General features: G+C 50.8%; 18 protein-coding genes and 1 pseudogene. 8 read left to right on the top strand and 11 right to left on the bottom strand.

Translation table 11 applies throughout. The features are described from left to right. Positions 1–90 precede the first annotated feature (90 nt). Positions 91–2,070: an ATP-binding protein gene (locus tag VE954_RS24865; protein WP_324957914.1), complete on the bottom strand. Its 1,980-nt coding sequence runs from the start codon at positions 2,068–2,070 to the stop codon at positions 91–93. A 342-nt stretch (positions 2,071–2,412) separates the two neighbouring features. Here VE954_RS24865 and VE954_RS24860 point away from each other — a divergent pair, with 342 nt between their 5' ends. Further along, on the top strand, positions 2,413–4,305 hold the full coding sequence (locus tag VE954_RS24860; RefSeq protein ID WP_324957912.1) for a carotenoid oxygenase family protein: 1,893 nt from the start codon (positions 2,413–2,415) through the stop codon (positions 4,303–4,305). Positions 4,306–4,417: 112 nt separating this feature from the next. On the opposite strand, the gene VE954_RS24855 is transcribed toward VE954_RS24860, so the two are convergent. The 3 genes from VE954_RS24855 to VE954_RS24845 all read right to left on the bottom strand — a co-directional run bounded on the left by VE954_RS24855 (position 4,418) and on the right by VE954_RS24845 (position 8,680). Further along, a complete protein-coding gene (locus VE954_RS24855) occupies positions 4,418–6,208 on the bottom strand; it encodes a putative Ig domain-containing protein (RefSeq protein WP_324957910.1) in 1,791 nt (596 codons plus the stop codon). Positions 6,209–6,757: 549 nt separating this feature from the next. After that, positions 6,758–7,423: a hypothetical protein gene (locus VE954_RS24850; RefSeq protein WP_324957908.1), complete on the bottom strand. Its 666-nt coding sequence runs from the start codon at positions 7,421–7,423 to the stop codon at positions 6,758–6,760. A 432-nt stretch (positions 7,424–7,855) separates the two neighbouring features. Next, positions 7,856–8,680 carry a polysaccharide deacetylase family protein gene (locus VE954_RS24845; RefSeq protein WP_324957906.1) on the bottom strand — a complete coding sequence of 275 codons (825 nt, stop codon included), beginning with the start codon at positions 8,678–8,680 and terminating at the stop codon, positions 7,856–7,858. Positions 8,681–9,035: 355 nt separating this feature from the next. Between VE954_RS24845 and VE954_RS24840 the strand changes: the two genes are divergently transcribed. The 3 genes from VE954_RS24840 (at position 9,036) to VE954_RS24830 (ending at position 13,058) form a co-directional block, all read left to right on the top strand. Continuing rightward, a complete protein-coding gene (locus VE954_RS24840; protein ID WP_324957904.1) occupies positions 9,036–10,262 on the top strand; it encodes a hypothetical protein in 1,227 nt (408 codons plus the stop codon). Between the two features lie 3 nt (positions 10,263–10,265). After that, positions 10,266–11,054 carry a hypothetical protein gene (locus VE954_RS24835; RefSeq protein WP_324957902.1) on the top strand — a complete coding sequence of 263 codons (789 nt, stop codon included), beginning with the start codon at positions 10,266–10,268 and terminating at the stop codon, positions 11,052–11,054. A 78-nt stretch (positions 11,055–11,132) separates the two neighbouring features. After that, the gene (locus VE954_RS24830) at positions 11,133–13,058 is read left to right on the top strand and encodes a methionine--tRNA ligase (protein WP_324957901.1); all 1,926 of its coding nucleotides are present in this window, start codon (positions 11,133–11,135) and stop codon (positions 13,056–13,058) included. A 78-nt stretch (positions 13,059–13,136) separates the two neighbouring features. Here the strand turns inward: VE954_RS24830 and VE954_RS24825 are convergent, their stop codons facing one another. Beyond that, a complete protein-coding gene (locus tag VE954_RS24825) occupies positions 13,137–13,661 on the bottom strand; it encodes a hypothetical protein (RefSeq protein WP_324957899.1) in 525 nt (174 codons plus the stop codon). A 148-nt stretch (positions 13,662–13,809) separates the two neighbouring features. Here VE954_RS24825 and VE954_RS24820 point away from each other — a divergent pair, with 148 nt between their 5' ends. Further along, positions 13,810–14,295 (top strand): GreA/GreB family elongation factor, encoded by a 486-nt coding sequence (locus tag VE954_RS24820; RefSeq protein ID WP_324957897.1) that lies wholly within the window; start codon positions 13,810–13,812, stop codon positions 14,293–14,295. A 58-nt stretch (positions 14,296–14,353) separates the two neighbouring features. Here VE954_RS24820 and VE954_RS24815 read toward each other — a convergent pair whose 3' ends face one another. The 3 genes from VE954_RS24815 to VE954_RS24805 all read right to left on the bottom strand — a co-directional run bounded on the left by VE954_RS24815 (position 14,354) and on the right by VE954_RS24805 (position 16,610). Continuing rightward, a complete protein-coding gene (locus VE954_RS24815; RefSeq protein WP_324957894.1) occupies positions 14,354–15,013 on the bottom strand; it encodes a transposase in 660 nt (219 codons plus the stop codon). Positions 15,014–15,131: 118 nt separating this feature from the next. Then, positions 15,132–15,428: a hypothetical protein gene (locus tag VE954_RS24810; RefSeq protein ID WP_324957892.1), complete on the bottom strand. Its 297-nt coding sequence runs from the start codon at positions 15,426–15,428 to the stop codon at positions 15,132–15,134. A 21-nt stretch (positions 15,429–15,449) separates the two neighbouring features. Further along, entirely contained in the window at positions 15,450–16,610 is a 1,161-nt protein-coding gene (locus VE954_RS24805) for a DUF1615 family protein (RefSeq protein WP_324957890.1), read from the bottom strand. 198 nt (positions 16,611–16,808) lie between these two features. Between VE954_RS24805 and VE954_RS24800 the strand changes: the two genes are divergently transcribed. Further along, on the top strand, positions 16,809–17,486 hold the full coding sequence (locus tag VE954_RS24800) for a hypothetical protein (protein ID WP_324957888.1): 678 nt from the start codon (positions 16,809–16,811) through the stop codon (positions 17,484–17,486). A gap of 13 nt (positions 17,487–17,499) precedes the next feature. Further along, positions 17,500–18,006 (top strand): ribonuclease HI, encoded by a 507-nt coding sequence (locus tag VE954_RS24795; protein WP_324957885.1) that lies wholly within the window; start codon positions 17,500–17,502, stop codon positions 18,004–18,006. Positions 18,007–18,123: 117 nt separating this feature from the next. Here the strand turns inward: VE954_RS24795 and VE954_RS24790 are convergent, their stop codons facing one another. The 3 genes from VE954_RS24790 to VE954_RS24780 form a co-directional block, all read right to left on the bottom strand. Then, positions 18,124–20,049, bottom strand: coding sequence for a c-type cytochrome domain-containing protein (locus VE954_RS24790; protein ID WP_324957883.1), 1,926 nt, complete (start codon positions 20,047–20,049; stop codon positions 18,124–18,126). Positions 20,050–20,255: 206 nt separating this feature from the next. After that, positions 20,256–20,900, bottom strand: coding sequence for a hypothetical protein (locus VE954_RS24785; RefSeq protein WP_324957881.1), 645 nt, complete (start codon positions 20,898–20,900; stop codon positions 20,256–20,258). Positions 20,901–20,926: 26 nt separating this feature from the next. Further along, a complete protein-coding gene (locus VE954_RS24780; protein WP_324957879.1) occupies positions 20,927–21,451 on the bottom strand; it encodes a type II secretion system protein GspG in 525 nt (174 codons plus the stop codon). A 302-nt stretch (positions 21,452–21,753) separates the two neighbouring features. On the opposite strand from VE954_RS24780, the pseudogene VE954_RS24775 reads away from it, so the two are divergent. After that, positions 21,754–22,180: pseudogene (locus VE954_RS24775) on the top strand (hypothetical protein); the annotation flags it as partial.

Here is a 22,180-nt window from a genome sequence, read left to right as displayed (position 1 = left end):
AGTCTGTTTTTGTTTTGATTTTTTCACGCTTTAAGTTGGTCTCGCGACCCAGGCGTTCAGCAACGGTCTCCTCAAAGGAAGCAGCACCGATTAGAGAATTCGCAAATTCCGCTGCAGAAGCTCAACCGGGCCCCGGTGGAACAGCTGCGAATCTGGAATATGGATACATAAATTCCAGGCTGGGCAAGGCGTCTCATCTCGAAGCTGAACATGAACTGTCCCTTTAATCCTTTCGATAGCTGAGCGTATCGCATCCATGCCTACACCTCGCCCGGAGACCTGTCCCAATTCATTTGCCGTAGAGAAGCCAGATAGAAAAATCAGTTCAGCAGCTTCGGCCGCTACCAGCCCACGCTCCGAAGGGATAATTCCAAGCTTGACGGCCCGCTCCTCGATCTTCACAAGGTCAAGCCCACGTCCATCATCTGAAATGGCAAGATCCAGACCCTTTTCGTTCAGGGTTGCGACGAAGGAGATTGTGCCACTCTCAGCCTTATTAAGCCTGGCACGTTCCTCGGCATTTTCAAGGCCATGGTCAAGAGCATTGCGCAGGAGATGGATTAAAACCTGATCGAACGCATCTGCCGCTGCCACGGAAAGGCGACTGGACAGTGGACCAACCAGCAGAAAACGAGGAGTTGGCTTGCCTAGATCGGCAGCAATTTTCGACACATCCTGCTCTCTTTCTTCGACCATACGTTTTATGCAAGGCATTTTTTCGAGCAGATAGTCTTTTTCTGAACCATTAACCAATGCCTTCTCTATGGCACGAAAGTCCCATATATTCTCCATGGAGTGGAACTGAGCAGAAATATCCTTTAGGTCCTCCAAACACAGGACAGCAGCTTCGATATGAGCAAGCAAGGAATGAAGGTTTAGGCTTTTAAGGCTGTCTTCAGCTTTATGTATGCTAGCTCCAAGTGCCGTAAAGCCCAGAGTACGAGCCGCTCCTTTGGCTGTATGCAGACTGATAAACGCTTCCTTGTGATTCGCCACTAGATGGGCCTCTGCCTTATACCTTGCATCGGCAAGCTGAGTGCCAGCCTTCTTTACAAAAGATGCAGTCTTCGCAGGCCCCGCTGCAAAAACAGCAGCTATAAGTTCATTTCTATCAATTCTTGTTTTAAGACTGTAAATGGCTTCAACGGAAGTTGCCTCAAACTGTATGCGCTGCACTGTATGCGTGTCGTCTTCGAGAGCAGTCCAGGCAATATTGAAGTTTTCCTTATGGATTATCACGTTTGTCGGCAGTTGGGCCTGATTGACCTCAAAATTCAGTACATTTTCGCCGAGGCTGGCATTGATAACTTCGTTAACAGTTGGACGCACTTTTTCATCAAAAATTCCGACAATATCATAGATATTGGAAGTGCCAGGCAGTGCTTTTTGAAAAGCTTTTGATGAGGCTGTCAAACGTGAGTCCGCCCCGAATATAGCGATCAGGTTGGGAGTCGCATTAAGAATGGTCGCTATATTTTTGTTAACTGCCTCAATTTTAATCTTGGCAGCTTCGACTTCCGCGCGAGCCTGCTCCGATTTTCTGAGATGATGATCCGAAACGCTTTTAAACAAAAATCCGATAAAATATGTCAAGCCGAGGTTGAACAGAAATATGCACAAGGAAAAATAGTCTGCAGTTTGAAATACAGGATCGGAGTGTAAAGTATGATATACAGCGAAGCACGAAATTATGAAAGCAAGCAACGCTGCGAGCCGGTAGCCAACAGCCCACATAATTCCAAGAAGGATTGAGGAGGTCCAGACCGATCCAGCGCTTCCAACACCACCGGCTGTTCGAAAACACTCGAGATAGAAAAACAGGCATGACAGGAGCCGAACAAGTGCAGAGATTCGATGTTCACCCCTCTCCGCCATAGCGATGCCGATTGAATATACTGCAAGCGAACCAAAAGCAGCCATTAATATATAGGAATTATCCCTGAATAGCCAGAACCAGAGGCCATTCGTAAGGAACAGTGAAAACACCAGAATGGCAAACGTCCTGATCACCGCGATCTTTTTGCCTTTTTCTCCACCGAGAAAATATTTCTTAATCGCCAGAAATGACAATGTTTTTCTCCTAGTCTGCGGAACTCCGTATATTTTAACAATTTTAAACGATCATGTATAGAATTGACAGTGCTTACTGAGCCAACCTTGAATGTTTTTTATAGACTACGGAAGCTTTGCTGCCAGGCAATGCATTCGTAGAAATTGGTAAAAGTTGGAAAACAAAAATCTGCGGACTCTCACTATCACATCCTGGAAAGGGTGTGGGATATCTTTCAGCGCCTCTGAGCAGCACTCGAAAGAACAACCATACATACTGACGAGAGAGTAAGAAGCTTTATCTCGCCTTGTGCGAGAGCTTGTGTTCGGTTAATGCTCTGCACAAACATTGTGGAGACAAACATGACAAAGAACAACAGACGTGATTTCCTAAAGTTCACAGCTCTTCTTCCTGTCGCTGAACTAAGTCTGGCAGGAGTGGGTCTGACCGTTGGCAGCTCAGTGAGTGCGGAAACCCAAGGTCACTCTATGGGTCGTTCCCTGAATTTTCCCCGATCGCCTTGCTATGGCAATCGCGAGGAATTTGAGGATAAGCTCCAGGTGATTGAAGGCCAGCTCCCTGATGACATCTTTGGTCATGCTTTCATCATAGAATCAATCGATACCCCAGAGCGAGTGAACCTTGCCGCCGGCAAAGGTGCCATCAGCCGTGTGGATTTCACGGAAGCCGGACCACATATCAAGCGGGTGTTGATTCGCACCCCTTCCGTGATCGCGCAGGAAAAACTCGAGAACAGTCGGCATCGCTTCAAAAATAAGGGGATAGCCTACCTGAGTGACACCCTTGGAACCCTTAACAGTTGCAATACCGCTTTCGTACCACTGAGTGATGATCGCATGGTTATTACTTACGATGCAGGTGAACCCTATGAAATCGACCCAGTTTCATTGCAGGTTGTCACCCCCATCGGTTCGCGCGATGAGTGGAAGCAGGGGCTGCCAAACTTTGCGAAGTTAGTTGCGGGTAAATGGATCTTCCCCATGGTGCGAACAACGGCCCATCCTTTTTACGATCCTTACACCGGAGAATTTATCAGCGTTAACTTTGGTGGAACGGTCGATATCAGCGGTCTTTTGCACGGCGACGCTTTTACTCATATCGTCACCTGGGATTTACAGGGTCGGCTGCGCCATACCCCACTCCTCGACGATGCCGAGGAAAATTTTCCGGCCAATATCCGTCAAACAGTGCATTCGATTTGTGTGACTCGCAACTACGTCCTCCTCATCGATACTCCTTTCTCGATGGAAGGGGAGGTCATGCTGGGCTTGAAGGCTTTAAGGGCTCAGCTACCGGAGACAACCATCTGGGTTGTCCCACGCGCCGAACTTAATGGCGAAAATCAGCCCATTCGTGTTCGCAAAGTTATCTTGGAAAAAGAATGGGAGCATATTTTCGCCGACTATGACGACGGCGATGGCATCATAACCCTCTACGGGGCTACAAATCCTGCATCAGACTACTCCGAATGCTTGAAAGTGGGTGATCGCCTCTACCCTAGTAACGAGCCTGTTAGACCGGATCTTTATGGTATGATCGTCTCCCCCATGGATCGTGGGGATTGTGGACAAGTTCGAATCGATATGAGAGGTGGGTCTAAGAAGAACCTCAAGGCGGAGGTCCATCTCACAAGCCATCCAGTCTACAATTGGCAGACAGCTCTGGCGACTTATCGTGATGATGGGCAACCGATCGAAAAGCTTGAATACTTATATTGGATGTCCTTTGGCTTTTCCAAAGAGCTCATCACCAAAGATCTTTACTATACCTATGATTACTATAAGTATCGCCAGGTTCCAGTCCATGAACTGCCTTGGGATGGCGTTCCACCAGCACTGTTCCGCTATAATTGTCTGAATTTGACCATAGACGATGGCTACACCATGCCTTCGGGAGTCTTTAGCTCGTCTCCCGTCTTTGTTCCTAAAAAAGGTAGTTCATCACAAAAAGATGGTTACATCCTCTGTACCGTAACAGCGGATCGCAGAGCACAAGCAGGCGATGAGCTTTGGTTGTTTGATGCCCAACGTCTGAGCCAAGGACCTATCTGTAAGATGGTCCATCCCAAGCTGAACTTCGCTTTTACGCTTCATACTGTATGGCGGGCACAGATTAGCAAGCGTCAGGCCAAATATAAGGTGACAGCTGCTGAAAGCTACGGACAGGCATTGCAGCAGCAGCCCGAGGACATACAGCAATTCTTTGAACAGGAAATATTCCCGCGCTTTAGTTAAGCGGTCGGTTCTGTTGCGGCTGGAGTCTTCTTGAGGGCTTTGAAGAAATTTCGGCTTCACTGCATGAACCCGGCAACTCAACCTTGCCTGGGTTCCTTGCAGTCAAATAAATTCAGTTGATCGTAAACACGAGATTGGCGCTTCCCTTACCAATTTCGCTGGTCGCGGTAACCGTAGACCTGAAAATCCCTTTGGCGCCAGGTGTGCCACTGATCACGCCTGTAGCGGGATCGATTTGCAAGCCTGGAGGCAGGTTCGTTGCTGCGTACGAATCGGGGTAATTGTAGACAATCAGTTTATAAGTCAACGGCTTATTCTGCGTGCCTGTCACAGCCAGCGAGGAAACCACTCGGGGCAGGATATTGTGCTCATAGGCGCCCCTATCGATGCTATTCCCCGTTTGACGCGAAATATTATTGATGTCGGTCGTGGGCGTTTCATCTTCAATAACCACGCCGCTATCGAGCGCAGGACTGGTATGCTGAATTCTGAAGTCCGCGACGCTGCAGTTCACGTCCGGGGAATTCGGAATGGGCACACAGGGGGTAAGGCTGGGTCTCATGAACTTGGGATCACCCACGATATCATTGGGGCCTTGCGTCCCTGGCGTGATCTTTCCGTTGAAATAGAGGTTGAAATCATAGTCGACATTGACGTTCTGGGTTTTGCTGTTGATGGTGGCATCCTTGCGAGCATAGACAATATTATTGCGGAAGCGGCCATTGACCGTTTCCCGCGCATAGATGTCGGGATAAAGAACCTTGTCGCCGTTCATATAGGCCGTATTGTTAAACACGTCCACGTTGCGTCCGCCAATACTATGAATGCCTGAGCCTCCGTTGTGGACAACCAAATTATTGGCGATCAAAGTCTTCCCGCTAAACTCTCCTCCGGCGCTATCCTTTTCAGTGATATCAAGGATAAAGCCGTTGCCGTCGCTATATTTCCCATCGGCTTGCTTCGTTACTTCAACGCCTTTGGAGTTCTTGACCTTATACTCGCCCGTTGTCAGCCATTTCACTAGGCCTCTGTTGTTCCAAAAGATATTGCCGGTAATTTTGTTGCGATAGCCTGAATTCGTATCACTGGGATCTTTGTTGACCGTAAAAAGCGTACCCCCGGAGGTACCGAAGCGCGAGTACCATGAATTGTCGTAAATCCTATTGTTTTCCATGACAACATAGTCGGCGAAGAGGACAGCGATGCCACCACCTCCAAATTTGCGAACGATGCAGTTCCTTACCGTAAGATGATGTGCAGGCGCCCTGCCTCGGAGTTCTTTTGGCTTATTGTTCAAAGCGATGCCATTGCCATTGAAAGCGCCACTCGGGACGTAATTTGGAATATATGTAGGATTAGGCGTGTCTACCGTGACTGGTTTGCCCGCAGCAGGCTTGTATTCAATCAACCCAGTCTTGGTATTCTTGACGAAGGGATTGATGTCATTGACACCAGTCTTTGGGTTTTTGACGAAGAACGTGGGAATGGACTTGTAATAATCCTTTTCAGCTTCTGCCAACGTAACATTGTCGTTGTTTCCGGTGATGGTAAATCCATCAATGATTTGATAGCTGGCTTTGACGTCTATCCCATACCATCCTGCGGATACGATTTCAGGACGATGTCCAGGATAGGCCTTCCATGTGATGGGCGCTCCCTCACGTCCAGATACCTTTAAAACTACCGGTTCATATGTCCCGTTCAGCACGTAGACTGTGTCTCCTGGCTGTACGATCGCCGCTGCCTTTTGCAGTGTTGCAAAAGGCATGTTCAGCGAGTTATTCACGAGCGGCACTTGGTCGTTGCCAATGCGTCGACTGACATAGATATTCGCCGCCGATGCCAGCTCTGAAAGCGATATCAGGCATAGCGCGGCCGCACACATTTGGTAGGCAATTTTCATTTTCGTCTCCCTGTGTAGAATCTAAAAACTTGTCACTGGCGATGCAAAGATTTCAACATCTTTACTTGCTGAGCGCCCATCAGCTACGTGCAGGTATAGGCATGTCTCGATAAAGAATATTGATCTGCATTTCATCGAAGTCGTGTTAATTGAGTTGATGAATCTCTTTGATGGTTAGGAACTGTTGATACCTAATCCCTCTTAACAATTTTTCTTTTCGGCTATCAAGCAGAATATAGCATTAAGATCTGACTCTTAAACGCAACAGAACCTGAGTTGCCCTGCTTCATGGACTCAAGTGATAGGCGACAAAGAGAATGATCCCTGTTGGATGGAATTGACAAGAGGCCTGTTTAAACTGCAGGAATTCCAAGCTATTTCATTCGGGGTTTACACAGGAGTTTTCACAGAGGTCGCCGATAGAAGGTAAATGCTCATTCTGCAAAAAAGCTTTGCCGCAATGAGCTGAAAAAAGGTGCCCGCTTTGATCCAGACGCTTTTTGTGCGCTTACGAGGGGTTACAGTCCAGCGAGTATTCGTGGTGGCGTTTTACTCCAGCAGCTGACCATAGTAAATGCCGCGGCCGTTGGTACCGATGTACACCCGCCCAAACACTTGACGATCACCTGCCATTGTATTGGGTTCATTGCCAATAGGGACTTTTGAATCGCCGATAGCGACCCAAGTAGCGCCCATATCGTCTGATCTGAAAATACCGTCATTATTTTCAACTCTGCCGTAAACAAACACGGCTGGGTTGGATCGTCCAGGTGCTGCTTTACCAAATGCCATGAGGCGTGCCCGCTGCACTTTTTGAATCCTGGTAAAGGTATCTCCGGAGTTGCTCGACCGATAGATCCCGCTCGAGTCAAGCCCAGCCCAAACCTCGCCTTTCATCCCGGGCGCAGCTTGAATCGTATGCCAATCACCTGAGTCCGGCAGGCTCGATACTTCAGCCCACGTTGTTGAGCCGTCGCTGCTACGATAGAAGCGACCCGACTTGTATAGATAAAAGATGTTGGAATCGACCCGATCGGCAGCCAGTGGCTGATTGAAGCATTGGAAGATGGTGGTCCCTTTCATAGCCCCTGCAGGTGCGCCGGTGGATGCAACCCAGGTCGTGCCACGATCTTCGGAATAGAAGGGGACTTGTCCTTGCGGTACCCATATGATGCGAGCCCCCGACGTTAGGGATTCAATTTTCCTGTCATCCACGTGTTTGATTCTGCAAACTTGTAGCACTTCGAAGCCGATCAGAGGATTTCTTTTGGTCGACAACGTGATTTTGGTATTCGGTCTGCTCCATTCCAATACTCACCGTGTCTACTGTCATTGACTGGCAGCTACTATTGCCCATAAAGGATTCGCCACGTGATTAAGGAAAAGACAATTTGAACGCAATGCAGTTATGAACGCTGAAGTGGATTGATTTCAAGTGCAGTTGGAAGATTCTCAGATTCAAACTAGATTACTTCGAATACAACAGCAGTAGGCACAGGTCCTGTGTCCGCTTCGACTTCGACGAAAGTGACCGCAGGAGGCCTGCCATGAAGGTTTTGAACTCATCGTGTCGTGCTCAAGTTATTCATTCCATGGATCGGCCAGGGCCTGGGATCCCAATACAGAAGTTTACTCGCGGGATCGGTCTTAAAAAATGCGGAACCGATCCACCTCAACAGGTCCTACTGTAGGGACAAAAATGCGGCGCAGCAGTTCCGCCGAACTCATCCCGTATTTCCTGCGTACGGCATCCTCGGTTTTCTTAAACGTGAAACCGCGGCTTCGCAAATCATCGATCAGGTCGGGAAGACCGGCCACAGTTTGAGAATGAACCGAGTGAAGCAGCACAACTCCATACTGTCCCTGGTCGATCGCGGCGATCACGTTGCCACGAACACAATCACCATCATCAGGTGCACAGGCCCAGTCGTTGGAATCGATGTTCCAGCCGATATGAACGGCATGCTGAGCCACAATACCAGCCACACGATCGAAATCAGGCTGACGATTCTGGTAGGGTTCGCCATGGGGTGCCCGCAGAAGGGTGAGGCGTGGGCCGCGGCCATTAAAAATGCGATTCACAGAGTCTTCGACAGCGCTGATCTCACTCTCAATGTCCTCGTTGCTGAGGTCCGCAAGGTGCGCATGATGTTGCGTATGGTTTCCAAGTTCATGACCTTCATTCACCATGCGTCGCACAAGGTCCTGCATCGGCGCTTCGGTCTCAATGTTCGACCAGTTGTTGCCGTTGATAAAAAAACTCGCTTTAACACCTTTGTCTCGGAGAATGTCGAGCACCTGGGCTGTATTATTCCAATCCGGTCCATCATCGAATGTCAGAACAATTTCATTGGAGTTCAGGTAGGACGGACGATCTTCAAACCCAAGTTCTCGAACGGTTTGAGCATCGGCTATACCTGCCGCTCCCAAGCAAGCTGTAGCAGTGAGAAGCAATTTCCTTAGGCTTAGCATGTTCAAATACTCCCAAATAATTTTTTCACAAAACGAAGAGGATGCCTCTATTGTGCTGTGGACTGGCTGCTGCAAAGATCGAAGAAGATGATGGTTCCTTTTGTTTGTCTCAAAGATTTACTAAACCAGCTGTCTCCGGAGGTCCAATCATAGGAGACCTGCGAAGGAAAAATTCTATCAAGATGAGTTGGGATTATGCTCATCAGCTGTGAATGTTTTTCCCCGAAGGACGAAGATACGGAAAGGTGTGCTGCCTTTGAGCAGGGCGAAGGCTGCAAGGCAATTCCTACCCACCCTGCCTCTTCGGGGCGCATGCTAGACTGAAAGCAAAGATATATTCTGTCGCGAGGTAGGCATGCTCGAGAACATGGAAACGCCGTGGAAATATGTGGTCGCCGCCCTTATTTTCCCCATCTTTTTTCAGAACGATCTATTTCAGTTCGTCTGGGGCGCCCAGGACCCAATGAGCATAGCCTTGGCCAAGCGCATTCTTCTGCTCTGGCCGGCCTGCGCGATCATCTTCTGCTGCTGGATGTCGGTGCCGAACATTCTGTCTATCATCGTAAGGCAGAACCGGCGGGAGTTTATCTCGGCCGTGTTCCTGACCTGGTGGGACCTCGGCCGATCCATCTTCTATTTTTGGGGCGGGATCATCCGGTTCATCATTAATCTCGGCGGCTGGGCTTATGGCCTGATTCGTCTTATTGTTCTGGGCTTTTTGCTCATGGCGAAGGACCTCCTGCTGTTTCCCATGCGCGCGTTCGGTGAAGTTTCCAATACCAGCTTTCAACGGGGCATTCCATGGCCCGCAATCTTGATGATGGTCGTCTGGACCTGTGTGGAAGCCGCGATCTTCACCTTTGTGATGAACGATCTGGTCATCAACGTGATGGAAAGCTTCAGCGATGGCGAATTTCAGGGTGGCATCTGGCTGAAGATGGGACTCTTCGTGGTCTTCACGTTCTTTGTCCTGGGTTCCTATGCCGTGATCCATACCCTCGGCCAGGCCGTTAAGGAAAAGAAATGGGGCTCGGTGGTCGCCTATGCCCTGATCGAATTGATCGTGGCCGCTGTGGAAACCGTACTCTTTTACCGTGAATTCGTCGACGCTCTGGTTCCCTGGTTTGCCCAGCATGCCGGTGATAACTTTGAACTCGGCATTGCCGGTACGCTCGGTATCGCCTTTACCGTCTGGTTCGGTATCCGCTGTATGACCTGGTTCCTGTTCGGGGCCTCGGCCATCCCCATGCTGCTCGCCATGATTCAAAGAACCGGCATCGATATGCAGGGCAGCAGCCGCGGTGCCGCTGGCGCAGGCAAGAGCCAGAACCCCATGATGGTCTATATTCATGGAGCCATGACCGAATTCCGCGAGGAAATGGATTGGGTGCAGGCCAAGGGCGATTACATACTAAGTTCGTTTCTGGTACCACCGCTGCAGATCCTGGCGGTTTGCATCAACTTTTGTACGCTTTTGATCGGCGGCAATCACCTCTTTCAACTGCCCTTCCGCAGCTTTCAGGATATCCTGGATACCAAGGATCTGATCGAAAAAGCTCGCAAATCCGTGCGAAAGGATTAAACCATGACCATCTCCAAAAAAATCCTGCATGCCTGGCTGCTCCTCCTGCTTTGTGTCTCGGGTCCAGCTCTCGCCGAGGACGAAAAAGAGGACAAGGACGAGCCCAAAGGCAATATGGTTATGTTCGTCGGCATGGACATCAGCGGTTCCTTTAAGAACCGCAAGTACTTCGATGACTCGATCAAATTCGCCTCGCACTATCTGTATGCTCACCTGCACGGCATCGGTGGCCTGAAGGTTCCCCACTCCCTTTTCGTCGGCCCCATCGGTGGCGCCAAGGTTGATGAGGCCAAGACCTTTTTCCCGATTCAGACCTTTCAGTATAAGAAGATCGAAGAGATCGAGCAGGAACTGCGGAAGATTTTCCCTATGAAGACCACCAACAAGTTCACTGATTTCAACGCCTACTTCGATCAGGTTTCGACCTTTATGAAAAACCGGAAGCTCATGATGAAGCCCACTGAGATCATCCTGTTTTCCGATGGTATTCCCGACGCTCCAACCCCGAATGGCAAAACCAATTACAAGATGCTGCAGCTGAAACCACTGGAAAACCTTACACGGAAAATGACCATCCGCGTGCTCTATACCTCGGCCGTAACCGGTGCCGCCTGGCAGGATGAAGTGCCACGCAAGCGCGTGCGGATTTGGACTCAGGATGATCAGGTCATGGCTCAGTGGCAAGCGCCTGATATCTTTTTAAAGGACGTGCCGTTCGAAAAGCAGGATCGTCTTTTCAAATGGATCAAGGACAACGTCGACTTTCCCGTCCGCGAAAAAAGGGTGAACTGAACGCCGGACCTGGGCTATCTTGGGCGGGCAGCTCTTTGGGGCTGATACGCCGGAAGATCCAGGAAAGGATAAGTCACTTTGAATACATCTCATCAGGAAGCACGGGGCCCCCTCGATATTGAAGGGCTGAAGGCTCAGGTGGAACGCCCCAGTCATGCCGTGGTTACTGCAGGAATGCCCTACGCCAATGGTCCTTTGCACCTCGGTCACCTGGCCGGTGCGCAAATTCCAGGGGATATTTACGCCCGCTGGCTGCGTATGCTGATTGGTGCGGACAATGTGCTCTACGTCTGCGGTACCGATGATCACGGCTCGACTAGTGAGCTGGCTGCCATGCAGGCCGGCAAAACCATCCAGGAATTCATCACCACCATCCGTGAAAAGCAGCGGGACACGCTGAAGCGTTACAATATCGCCCTCGATGTTTATACCGGCACGTCTCATCCGGATTGCTTTCCCATTCATAAGGCCACCGCTCAGGATTTCTTGCGGCGGCTTGATAACAATAAGATGCTCGATAAAAAGGTCAGCCGCCAATGGTACGACCCCAAGCTGGATCGCTTCCTTCAGGATCGATTTGTGCGCGGTGAGTGTCCCAATCCCAAATGCGATAACAAGGACGCTTACAGCGATGAATGCGATCGCTGTGGATCCCACTATGATCCGACCGAGTTGAAAAACCCTCGCAGTGCGTTGAGCGATGCCACACCTGAGCTGCGCGATACCCTGCACTGGTGGCTTGATATGTGGCGGGTCTCGGAGCAGCTGCGCGTCTGGGTGCAGAGCAAGGAAAAGAAGTGGCGAAAGGCTGTTTTCACCGAAGTGATCGAGACGGTCCTGCCTTCCCTGCGTTTTGATAATACGTTCGAAGCGAAATACAAAGAAATCAAAGCCACCCTGCCTAAACATAAAAGCAAGTATGCCGCGGGCAAGAAAGTGGCTCTGACTTTTGACAATAAGCTGGATCTGGCCACGGGTCAGTCCCATCTGAAAAAAGAAGGTATTCCCAGCGAATATATCGACGGCTGGGCGCATCGTTCCATCACCCGCGATGTCACCTGGGGCATTCCGTTGCCGGACGAGATGGGGCCGGAAACCAAAGGTAAAACACTTTATGTTTGGCCGGATTCTCTGATCGCGCCTATCTCCTTTTCCAAAGTGGCCTTGAAAGCCAAGGGCAAGAATCCCGAACTTTATACTGAGTTCTGGCGCAATCCCAACGCCCGCGTTTATCAGTTCCTGGGCCAGGATAATGTATTTTTCTATACTTTGATGCAGGGAGCGTTGTGGCTCGGCACCCAGGATGAACCGGAGCATCTGCCGCAAGCCAACGACTATCAGCTCACCGAAATTTTCAGCGTTTACCATCTGATGGTGGACGGTGAGAAGATGAGCAAGTCGCGTGGTAATTTTTATTCCGGCGATCAGCTGCTCGATGAAAAAGGTTTTCATCCGGATCAGGTTCGCTATTTCCTGGCGCTTTTAAGCCTGCCCGAGAAAAGTTCGAACTTCGACTTTGAAACCTTCAAGGAACGCAATCGCTTCCTGGCCGGACCGATGAATGCGGCCTTTGAAAAACCCATAGCGGCCGCGAATTCCAAATTTGATGGGAAGGTGCCGGACGGTGTCTTGATGGAAAAGGTGCTGGCGGAAACCACGCAGATGATCAAGCGCTATCTGAGGTCCATGGAACGGGCGGAATACTCGACTCTGCTGTTTGCCATCGAAAACTATGCGCGGCAGATCAATAGCCTCTTCACCCAGTTCAAGCCACATGATGATCGTCAGCCCGAAGACAGCCGTCGGGATGCGCTCTTCTCGTGTTTCTATGTTCTGAAGAATATCATGATCATGCTTTATCCTTTTGTGCCGGATACCGTGAACAAGGTGCGCGAGTCGCTGCGTCTTGGCCCGGAGGTCTTCTGCATTGAGGAGCTGGGTCGACCCATCCCTGCCGGTCATCAGATCGGCGAAAAACAGCAGTTTTTCCCGGCTGCTGAATAATAGCCATCGAGGGATTTTCGGCGCGAGTTCGAAAATCCTGCCCTTTGTCCGTTGCATCCCATGCGGTGCAAGGGCACGCTATTGCACGCTGGTTTTATTGACATCTTCCGGCTGGTGTTGCGCCTTGGCAATGGCCTGGAGAACGACTTCGCGGATCTGCTGCCTTTGCTGGGGTTCAACCTTAAACTGATTGTCACAGGTCAAAAGCATGGCATCCAGATCCTTGGGGTTTTCAATCCCCTGATTTTCCCGGAACTGCCCTTCGATACATTCGCTGAGACCCTGAGCGTAGCCGCGCCTGGCCATTTCCTGCGTCAGATTCATAAAAACACTTTCCAGGTTGCTTTCCCGTTCCTCGACATCGTCGTCGGCGACGGTTGTGTTCATTTCACCGTCCAGAGTCTGCTCATTGATGTCGCGTTCGGCCGCAATGGATTCCGCGTCCTCTGGCTTGGTTTTGCTGGCCGGCTCGACCTGCTGGGGTTCAGGCAGTCCCAACACATCCCGGGGATCAGGCTCGCTGCGGTCCCGGAAGAAAAAAGACGAGGCGGCCAGGACAATGGCCAGCGCCAGGATAAAGCCGAGACCTATTTTTACTTGCATTGCTTCACTCCTCCACCGCTTTCCCAATATTTACCGTAATTTCGCAAGGGAAGCTAGAGCCGTCAAAGATCCCAGTTGCAGCCAAAGTGATGCCATGGACAGAAGGCCCGTGATCCTGTAAAAATTCAGCTTCACGTACGGAGGCATCATGGCGAATCGAAAGACTCAGTTGGTGGAGCAATTGATGCCCCTGATCGAAACCGAAATCAGGATCCTGCAAAAATCCCTGGACAGCGCGTCCGAGGCGGCCACACATCCTGAAAGCAAACCGGAAAATAAATATGATACTCGTGGACTTGAGGCTTCCTATCTTGCGGGTGCGCAAAGAGAGCGCTTGAATGAACTCAAAAACGCGCTGTTTTCCCTGCAGAATATGGTCGTCCGGGATTTCACCGCCGACGATCGCATCGCACCGACGGCCCTTGTGGAGCTGGAGCAGGATGGGCGTCAATCGAGTTATTTTCTGCTGCCGCTGGGTGCCGGTTTCATGCTCCAGTGGGAAGGCAAGCCGGTTCAGGTGCTCACGCCGCAATCACCCTTGGGGCAGGCGTTACTGCATAAAAATGTCGGCGATGCTGTCAAGATTCGCGCCGGATCGGCTATCAAGGAATATGAAATACTGCAGGTTCTCTAGACATGGGGTTAGCTTTCGTGACATCCTCTCGGGAATGAATTCCCGAGCATCCCTTGCTTCAGGCATTTCGCCCAAGGCTTGGCGTCTCATGTCCGAGACGGAGAATGTTCCTCGCAGCATTCACGTCCCGGTCATGGACCGCTCCGCACGTGCAGGACCACTCTCTTATACCAAGGCCACTCAGTCCACTCGGCTCTGTCTTTTGAAGGCAGACCGAGCAGGTGACCGTGGAATTTCGCTCATTGATTTCGAGCATCCGTCCTCCCCGCCTCAGGGACTGGTATGAGAGGAAGGTTTTTATCTGATGCCAGGCGGCGTCATGGACGCCTTTGGCCATTCGGGTTTTGACAAGCTTTGCGGACGAGGCATTGCCAAAAAATATCGTCTGATATTGCCCTGCCAGCTCAAAGGACTTTTTATGATTCCAGTCCTGACGGGAGTTCCTGATTTTCGCATGAATCTTTTTGATCTGACGCTTTTTTCGGTGCCTCTGGGCTTTCGCAAGTGTTTCAGCATATTGCCTTGTGATGCTATCCCGCCCATAGCCTTTGGTCAGGACATGCAGATCATTTTTGCTGGTGTAAAACCGTGACTCCTGCCAGCGGCGGCGGATGATTTCGTTGCTGAAATTCCAAACGAAATTGACATTCCCAGCCAGAGCTTTCAGCTCTCTTCTCCTGGTGCCGTCTTTCAGTCTGAATCTGTAGGTCAGCAGCATCCTTGTGCCTCCGTGTATGGCTTCTACCATAGACGGTGATTTCTGCAATGAAATTATCTCCGACCTGGGCGATAGTTGAGGCCCGTTCATCCTACATCTGAAGAAGTGGGTATTCTGGTCATGTGTTTTCATAAAGTTTGGGGCTGCGTGATCCATATTTCAAACTGCGAATGCGTGTGACACCCTGCAGTTTTTTATCTTCCTGCACGACGATATGATGGCCCTCGACCGTTTGAACTTCCAGGAGACCATCGATATGCATCTTGAGCCGTTTAAAATCCGGATGTGTTTTGACTCTCGCGCGGGCGCCCGCAAAATCCTCGGCACAGACAAAGATATTGGTATGGCCTTCGAATAGACCATCACCGACGGTGGCATCGTAAAATCCACAATGAACCATATAGAGACGCTGCATTCAAGTCCTCATCCTATGTTTTCAGCTGCGGGAACGGCACGTCTGGTAGCGCTGCTTGACCCTGTTGGCAAACCAGCTTGTCGACCGCGTTCGGGCCAGCTTCGGTGAATTCAATTCCACTTCGGGCACGCGGGCATAAACCGGCGGACGGCCTTTTTTCTGCTGCCAGGCCTCGCGCACTTTTTCCCAGCTGTCCGTGGTTTCAAATTCTTCGGATTTTTCCTTTTTAGCATCACGCCTGATGGTCCAGGACGAGACATCATACTGCTCACCAAAAGCCAGCATGGCCTTCAGTGTTTGCGACTCGGCATCCGTGGGGTCACCATCCTCCTCATAGGCCAGCAGGTCCCCGTCGAGGGCCAGTTGTTTCCCGGTAAGATCCTCGAGCATGGCCTGGAAAGCGGCATTGCGTGAGGCATAGACGCCGACGTTGAAATCAGCAAAGCGATAGATCAGATCATCATAGGAAGCCGGATAGTCGATCAATCGCGCCGTGCCCACTCGAATGCCGCCCATGCGTGTATAAAGATATTCCCGCAGCTGGTCATCACTCAGTGATTTCAAATCATCGAGCTCGCGCGCATAGGACACCTTTACCTGCATCGAGCCTGCGGTGGTCACAGGGTTCAGGTCTTCCAGAGAACCTTTGCCGAGGATGAGCGAAAGCGCGGAGGCAATGGCAAACGGGCCAGGCATACGGCCTCGATAGGTCGTGGCCATGTCGCGAAAAAAGCGATCGAGATCACGTTCCGTGCGCAGTTTATTGATGCGTTGATTGAATGTTTCGTTACTACCGGGGGCTTTACCTGAAAGGAGGGTATCCATGGCAGTATCAGCCAGGGGGCCCAGACGCGCGAATTTTTTTCGCAATCCGTCACGGACGATCTTAGGGAGATTGGCAACGACGGGGTCTGTCTGATAACCCGATTCCTGTTCGATAACGGCAATAACGGCACACACGCGTTCGGCCGTCAGGTCTTTTTTCAGAGAGCGGATCGCGAAGGCAATATCATCGGCCCAGCCGGTACGGTCCGGCACGTGGGCGGGAATGCGCTGGACAATTTCCGTGGTATCCAGCGTGACGACGGGCGGTTCCGTGAGGCCATCAAGACCCGGCGTCGCACAGCTGAAGTGTGTGGCTGACAGGAAGCACATTCCCAGGAGAGCATGTCTGATGCGCATATTTGTCTTTCTCTGATCGGATCCACCCATGCGGGCCGTGCATAAAACCAAGCCCTATCTGACCCCAGGCGGCGCGTGGAGACAATGGGATTTTTTAACCAGGAGTTTCTTTGCCGTCATAATATGCAGAAATCTCGACAAAAGGTGCCAACCTCACCATACTCAGGCTTGTTTTCCAAACCTGGGAAAGGATCTCCCATGAAAAAAATAACTCTAGCCTGTCTGATTTTCGCAGCTCCGTCTTATGCTCATGTTCCTTATGTGGAAGGCCTGGATTTCCAAGATGACGAAACTTTTGAACTGCGGCCACCTCTTGAAAAGTCGCTTGCTATCTATTCCAGTTTTAACAGTGCTGGCGATCAGGATCGGGTGGGATTCACGCTCAAGGCCGAGGATTTGCAGGTTGGCAAACCTGATCAGGATGAACAAGGCAATCCAGGTCGCAAAGTGTACTTTAATACCATCGTTCCAGCCTGCGCGCCTTACGCCTCCATTCTGCCCAGCGTGGCGCTTATCGGCCCACGGCAGGATGCTCTTCCTGAGCCGGCGGCTGACATCAGTCTGCCGTTCACTCTTGCGGCCGAGCAGGGTGTTTATCTCTTGAATAACATCGAGCAGGGACCTGTCATCCAGGAGAAAATAACCGGAACCTCCTACTTCCAGCAGAAAACGGCTGAATTCTTCGTGACGGCTCCTGGACGGTATGAAATAGTCGTTTGGGAGCCCCAGGGCCTCATTGCAGACTATGTCTTGGTCGTGGGCGATGAAGAGATTTTTGGGCCTGAGGAGATCGCCCAGGCGGCGAAGCGCGTGGGTTACCTGCGGGAGGGCAAGGAAATCAAGGATGCCGCCTGTCGTCAGGAGCTGAAACCTTAAAGATGAAGGACGCATGTTTTATATCTACACAGATGCCAGCTTTAGAAATACCGATAAAGTTGGCGTCATTGGTTTTCTTATTTTTGAAAATGAACCCGAACATAACGTAGCCCATATCGAAGCCGCTGATTTCCATAGCATCGTTATCAAAGAATCCAATAACATTCGTTGTGAATTCAGAGCAGTCCTTGAGGCTATGAAATTCATACAGCCCCGTTTGACCGCTCATGCATCCTCGGTAAAAATCCATACGGACTGCCAGGCGGTCACCAAGCTCACATCCAGGCGCGAGCATCTGGAAAAGAACCAATTCCAAAGCCTTAGCTCAGGAACCAGGCTGGCCAATGCTGATCTCTATGAAGAGTTTTTCTCCCTCTATGATGCCATCAACCCGGTCATTCATTGGATCAAAGGGCATGCTTCCCAGGAATCGCAGGATGCGATTCAGAGAAATTTCAGCTTCGTTGACAAGGCTGTTCGCCGTCAACTCCGAAGCATCCCGGATGCGAAATTGAAGTAAACGTTTCCCAGAAAAAGAAAAAGGCCTTTCCTCAAGGAAAGGCACGGAAAAAGAAACACTTGGAGGTATATGACCTACGCTTGGGGAACGTAGGACTTTGGGGCCTTGGACATCGTCTCAGTTGCGGTTGCGCCCGCTTGCTGCTGGGGTTGCTGGAGTCGCGGCTACAGCATTAAGCTGGCCAGCATTAACCAGGACACAGTTATCCATCTGCACCTGGCTGGCGAACATGCACTCGGGGGTCGCCAGGAATTCACCAGCCACAGGCAGAGCCAGATTCACTTCGATCCGGGACTGTTCTACGGCCTGGGCAGCGAGGATACTGAATTCCTGCCGCGAAATGAAGCCCTGGGTCCGAAGAGCACTCCACTGGGTCCGGTAAGGTTCGTTCACCAGAAGACCGTCGAGAGTCGCATCACTGATGCCGAGCTCTTCCTTGACATCGTTCTTGCTCAACGAACGGTTGAAGAAGCGGAAAGCCTGGTTCACGGGATCCGGTTTCTTGGGGTCGATGCCGAGCTGGGTCAGAGCGTTAAAGTGAAAGGCATTGTCACGATCCATGGCGTCTTTGAAAGTCTTTTCTTCAGGATAGAGGTTCAGGATTCTTTGCGCTTCTTCTTGTGAGAAGGAGGTGATGTTGGCCTGAGCAAAGGCGCGTATTTCATCTTTCTTGTACAGCAGACCTGCTCCGTGACAGTTCATGCAGGAAACACCGTTGACGATCGCGGACAGGAACTGTGAGGGCGCATCATTCTGCTTGACGATGCTGGTTGGGCCTTTGTCCAGGATAACACCCGCGTTGTTCACCAGCCGGTAACCTAACATGCCGTTCGCGAGTTGGAAGATGATCTCGCCGCCATCATGTTGGAAAGCCTTGGTCTGGCTGATCCCTACTGGCCCGAGCGGGTTCGAGAAGATGTTTTCGATATCATCCAGGCGGGCAAAGTCATAGCTGATCCAGTACGAGAGACCATTGCGCTGGCTGTGACGCTCGATCATACGGTTCTGGGATGAGACACCCGAGTTCTTGAAGCCAGCACGAATCACACGGTTGGCATTGAGGTTGGCTACGATATCGACGCCGAGCTGAGCATCCAGTTCCGCCTGGGTCGAGCCGAGCTGCAGAAGACGCTCGTAAGGGACGGGCAGCGTGGCTGTGGCAATGAACCAATCCGCACGCACGAGGTAGTTGGCTGTGCCGGTTTGCGAGCGCATCGCCTGATCATTCTGGGCCGCCTGGATGATGGCTGCATCGGAGACCGTGTTCACAAACTGTTGACTGAAGGGATAGAAATCCGACATCACGGAATCGAAGACCTGGACAGGGATGCCCATTTCATCCAGACGAACACGGTAGATCAATTTTTTAGCGTCGACCGCCACTGGCTTCACTAGGACGGGCGAGGTCGAGAGACTGTTGATCACTTTCACGAAGGCCTTGCGCATGCTATCGATGGCCGCTTCATTCTGGCCAACGTTATTGGCCACATGGAAGCTGAAGTAACGGATCTGATTCTGATCGGCTACGGGCACATTCAGTTGCAGGTCCTTTTGAATGATGTCCAGCACCTGGGTGTCTTTCAACGGGACGACCTGAACAGCTTTCAGCCCGGAAATCCAGTTCTTGATGGTCGCCACTTCTTCAGGTTTCAGAGTGCCTGACGGCGGCATGTTGCCTACGGGAGCGAGTTTGGTATAGATCAGAGATCGCTCAGGACTTCCTGCCACTAAGTATCGTCCGCTCGCGATCATGGCTTCGACGTTATCCAGACTGCCGAAGTTCCCTTGTATGTTGGTTGCGCTATGGCAGCTGACACAGGCCTTATCGAGAATGGCCAACGCTGCGGCCTGGAGATCGGCATTTTGCACCGGTGTACCGGTCTGATCATTGGACTGATTGTTGACGCCAGGAGCTGGAAGATTGATAGCCTTATCCGCGTCACTGGGCTTGGAGAGCACAGGGATTGACGGGCTCGAGGAGCACGCCCCCACCAGGAGCAGAATCATGATCCAAAGACTGTACACTGTGTGTTTGATTTTCATGTGTATTCCCCACAAGCAATTGTGATGTCCCGAGAACTTTCATTTGAACAGCATGTGCAAATAATTTATCGGAAAAGGTTGGAAAAACTTGAGGTGATTTATGAAAGATATGTCATATCATAGTGTTAGACTGGCAATAATCCAGAAATTATGTGCAGAAAAATGTTCGGAATGGGCGGTTTAGGCACGCCCATCCACCATTCGGACTACTGAGCGCCGCGTTGAAAGAAGATGTTCATTAGAGTTAGGGTGGACTCGCCCGCCTCGGTTTTCTTGTCTACGAAAAACGTGACGCTCTTAACCTTTTCGAAATCAAATCGACTTCGTTCGAAAGCTTCGGTCGGGATGGAGTAGGAAAAAGCATAGCGGCCATAGTCACTCCGATAATCTTGAATTTTTATGGCTCGCGACGAACGACCGCTTTCATCCACAAGTTTCACTTGAATGCCATTGTCCACAAACTCTGGAGCGCTGAAATGAAGCGAGGCCTTGGAGGCCTGAATGAATTTGCCCGCATCACGTTCTTCAGGACTCGTCGGCTCATGACCTGTGTTGGCTCGTTCCGTTGTCAGGTTGGCTTCAGCATACCCAGAACCACTGTGCTTAAAGTGCAGATAGATGGCAGGAAAGGGGGTCGCTCCATAGGGGCCGGTGAGGTGATGGCCGACGACGACATCACCCCACTCGTTACTTGTATTGACCGACGAACCATCCCGCATCTCGGTCGTACTGTAATTATACTCGCCGTTTTGGTTGGCATCGCCGACCCACCAGAAACGGATTTCAGGCATGGATGCCAACGCAGTCGCAGGGAAGGCCATCAGGACAGTCAGGGCTATAGTATTTTTCATAGGTTTCTCCAGCTCCTTGATGCAAGTTAGTTCGTCGGCTTGTTCATATTGCCTTCGGGAACTTTCAGTTCAGCCGTCACGGGGGCTTCCTCAATCGGCTTCTCTTTTTCTTTTGGAAAGATAATATCGTCATCAGTGCCGAACTCAACATCCACTCCCGCTGAGGTTATCTTGAATGCTCTTGCATTGATCAGCTCATACTGGAGAGGATTGCCCCAGGTATCATTCAACTTCTCGGCCTCGGTGTAAGGTCCTTTCCAATTGCGAGCTGTGGCTGGAGCCGCGATCAGGGCCTGCAGACCATCTTCCGTGGTTGGATACCGGGCGGTGTCGAGCTTGTACATGGTCAGGCTCTCTTCAAGTTTGGACTGCAAAACGCCGGTAAGGTCGGCTTTTGCGCTATCGCTTTTATCCAGGAGTTTGGTCACGAGAACGGCCATGATCGTACTCATGAGGGCAATGACGATCAGGATTTCGATGATGGTCATGCCATCTTCTTTTTGTTTTTTGAACGGTACCGTTAGCCAACCCAATTGTTTTGAAATGGTCATCTTTCTATCCTAAGGAAACGAGGGTTGTTGACTTCGCCTGGCGATGCACCCGACCTGAGTGGGGAAGATCCCTCAAGGGCTATCCACCTGGAACAATCGCTTAACTCTCATACATCCTCGCGTTTGTGAAGAATAGAGTCGTTTTTTTTATGAGTTTTAAATTCTTTTTTGGCGTGACTCGCAGGCTGGTGGAAGTGACGTGCAGAATGAACTAGGAACAAGGGAGTGTTTATGCAATCCTCTCTATCATAGAAGTTTAGAATAATGATCAAAGTTAGCTGGGAATGCCTTATAAGGAGAGAATGGTGCGCTGGCTTTTCGCTTTGGTCCTAGGATATTCTGCAGGGTTGCAGCCAGGCTACGCCGAGGTTTGGAAAATGGCCGCTGCTGAATGGCCGCCTTATTTCTGTGATCGCGCCTGCCCTGAAAATGGTGCGATAGGCAAGGCCTTGCGTGACACTTTGAAGAAGGTTTCTATCGAGGTCGAGTATACGTTCTTTCCGTGGTCACGCGCTATCCGCGAAACTCGTGCCGGTCGGTACCAGGCTTTTCTCCCGGCGTGGCCTCAGAACTGCCCGGACGATTTCTTTTTCTCGGATCCTCTTTATATTTCTCCTGTAGGACTTATCGAGCGTAAGGCGCAGCCCGCGAAAATCGAGGTTCTCGGGGATCTGAAGCATTACCTTGTTGGAGTGGTTCAGGATTATGATTATACAAAGGAGTTTCAGG

The organism is Oligoflexus sp., from assembly GCF_035638955.1.
GTDB lineage: Bacteria > Bdellovibrionota_B > Oligoflexia > Oligoflexales > Oligoflexaceae > Oligoflexus.
The sequence above is the reverse complement of the archived record's forward strand: the minus strand, read 5'-3'. Positions and strand labels throughout refer to the sequence as shown.

Excerpts from the sequence above, each read along its gene's own strand:
- VE954_RS24860 (WP_324957912.1), top strand. The coding sequence starts at position 2,413 with ATGACAAAGAACAACAGACGTGATTTCCTAAAGTTCACAGCTCTTCTT.
- VE954_RS24855 (WP_324957910.1), bottom strand. The coding sequence starts at position 6,208 with ATGAAAATTGCCTACCAAATGTGTGCGGCCGCGCTATGCCTGATATCG.
- VE954_RS24845 (WP_324957906.1), bottom strand. The coding sequence starts at position 8,680 with ATGCTAAGCCTAAGGAAATTGCTTCTCACTGCTACAGCTTGCTTGGGA.
- VE954_RS24840 (WP_324957904.1), top strand. The coding sequence starts at position 9,036 with ATGCTCGAGAACATGGAAACGCCGTGGAAATATGTGGTCGCCGCCCTT.
- VE954_RS24835 (WP_324957902.1), top strand. The coding sequence starts at position 10,266 with ATGACCATCTCCAAAAAAATCCTGCATGCCTGGCTGCTCCTCCTGCTT.
- VE954_RS24825 (WP_324957899.1), bottom strand. The coding sequence starts at position 13,661 with ATGCAAGTAAAAATAGGTCTCGGCTTTATCCTGGCGCTGGCCATTGTC.
- VE954_RS24820 (WP_324957897.1), top strand. The coding sequence starts at position 13,810 with ATGGCGAATCGAAAGACTCAGTTGGTGGAGCAATTGATGCCCCTGATC.
- VE954_RS24815 (WP_324957894.1), bottom strand. The coding sequence starts at position 15,013 with ATGCTGCTGACCTACAGATTCAGACTGAAAGACGGCACCAGGAGAAGA.
- VE954_RS24810 (WP_324957892.1), bottom strand. The coding sequence starts at position 15,428 with ATGCAGCGTCTCTATATGGTTCATTGTGGATTTTACGATGCCACCGTC.
- VE954_RS24805 (WP_324957890.1), bottom strand. The coding sequence starts at position 16,610 with ATGCGCATCAGACATGCTCTCCTGGGAATGTGCTTCCTGTCAGCCACA.
- VE954_RS24800 (WP_324957888.1), top strand. The coding sequence starts at position 16,809 with ATGAAAAAAATAACTCTAGCCTGTCTGATTTTCGCAGCTCCGTCTTAT.
- VE954_RS24795 (WP_324957885.1), top strand. The coding sequence starts at position 17,500 with ATGTTTTATATCTACACAGATGCCAGCTTTAGAAATACCGATAAAGTT.
- VE954_RS24790 (WP_324957883.1), bottom strand. The coding sequence starts at position 20,049 with ATGAAAATCAAACACACAGTGTACAGTCTTTGGATCATGATTCTGCTC.
- VE954_RS24785 (WP_324957881.1), bottom strand. The coding sequence starts at position 20,900 with ATGAAAAATACTATAGCCCTGACTGTCCTGATGGCCTTCCCTGCGACT.
- VE954_RS24780 (WP_324957879.1), bottom strand. The coding sequence starts at position 21,451 with ATGACCATTTCAAAACAATTGGGTTGGCTAACGGTACCGTTCAAAAAA.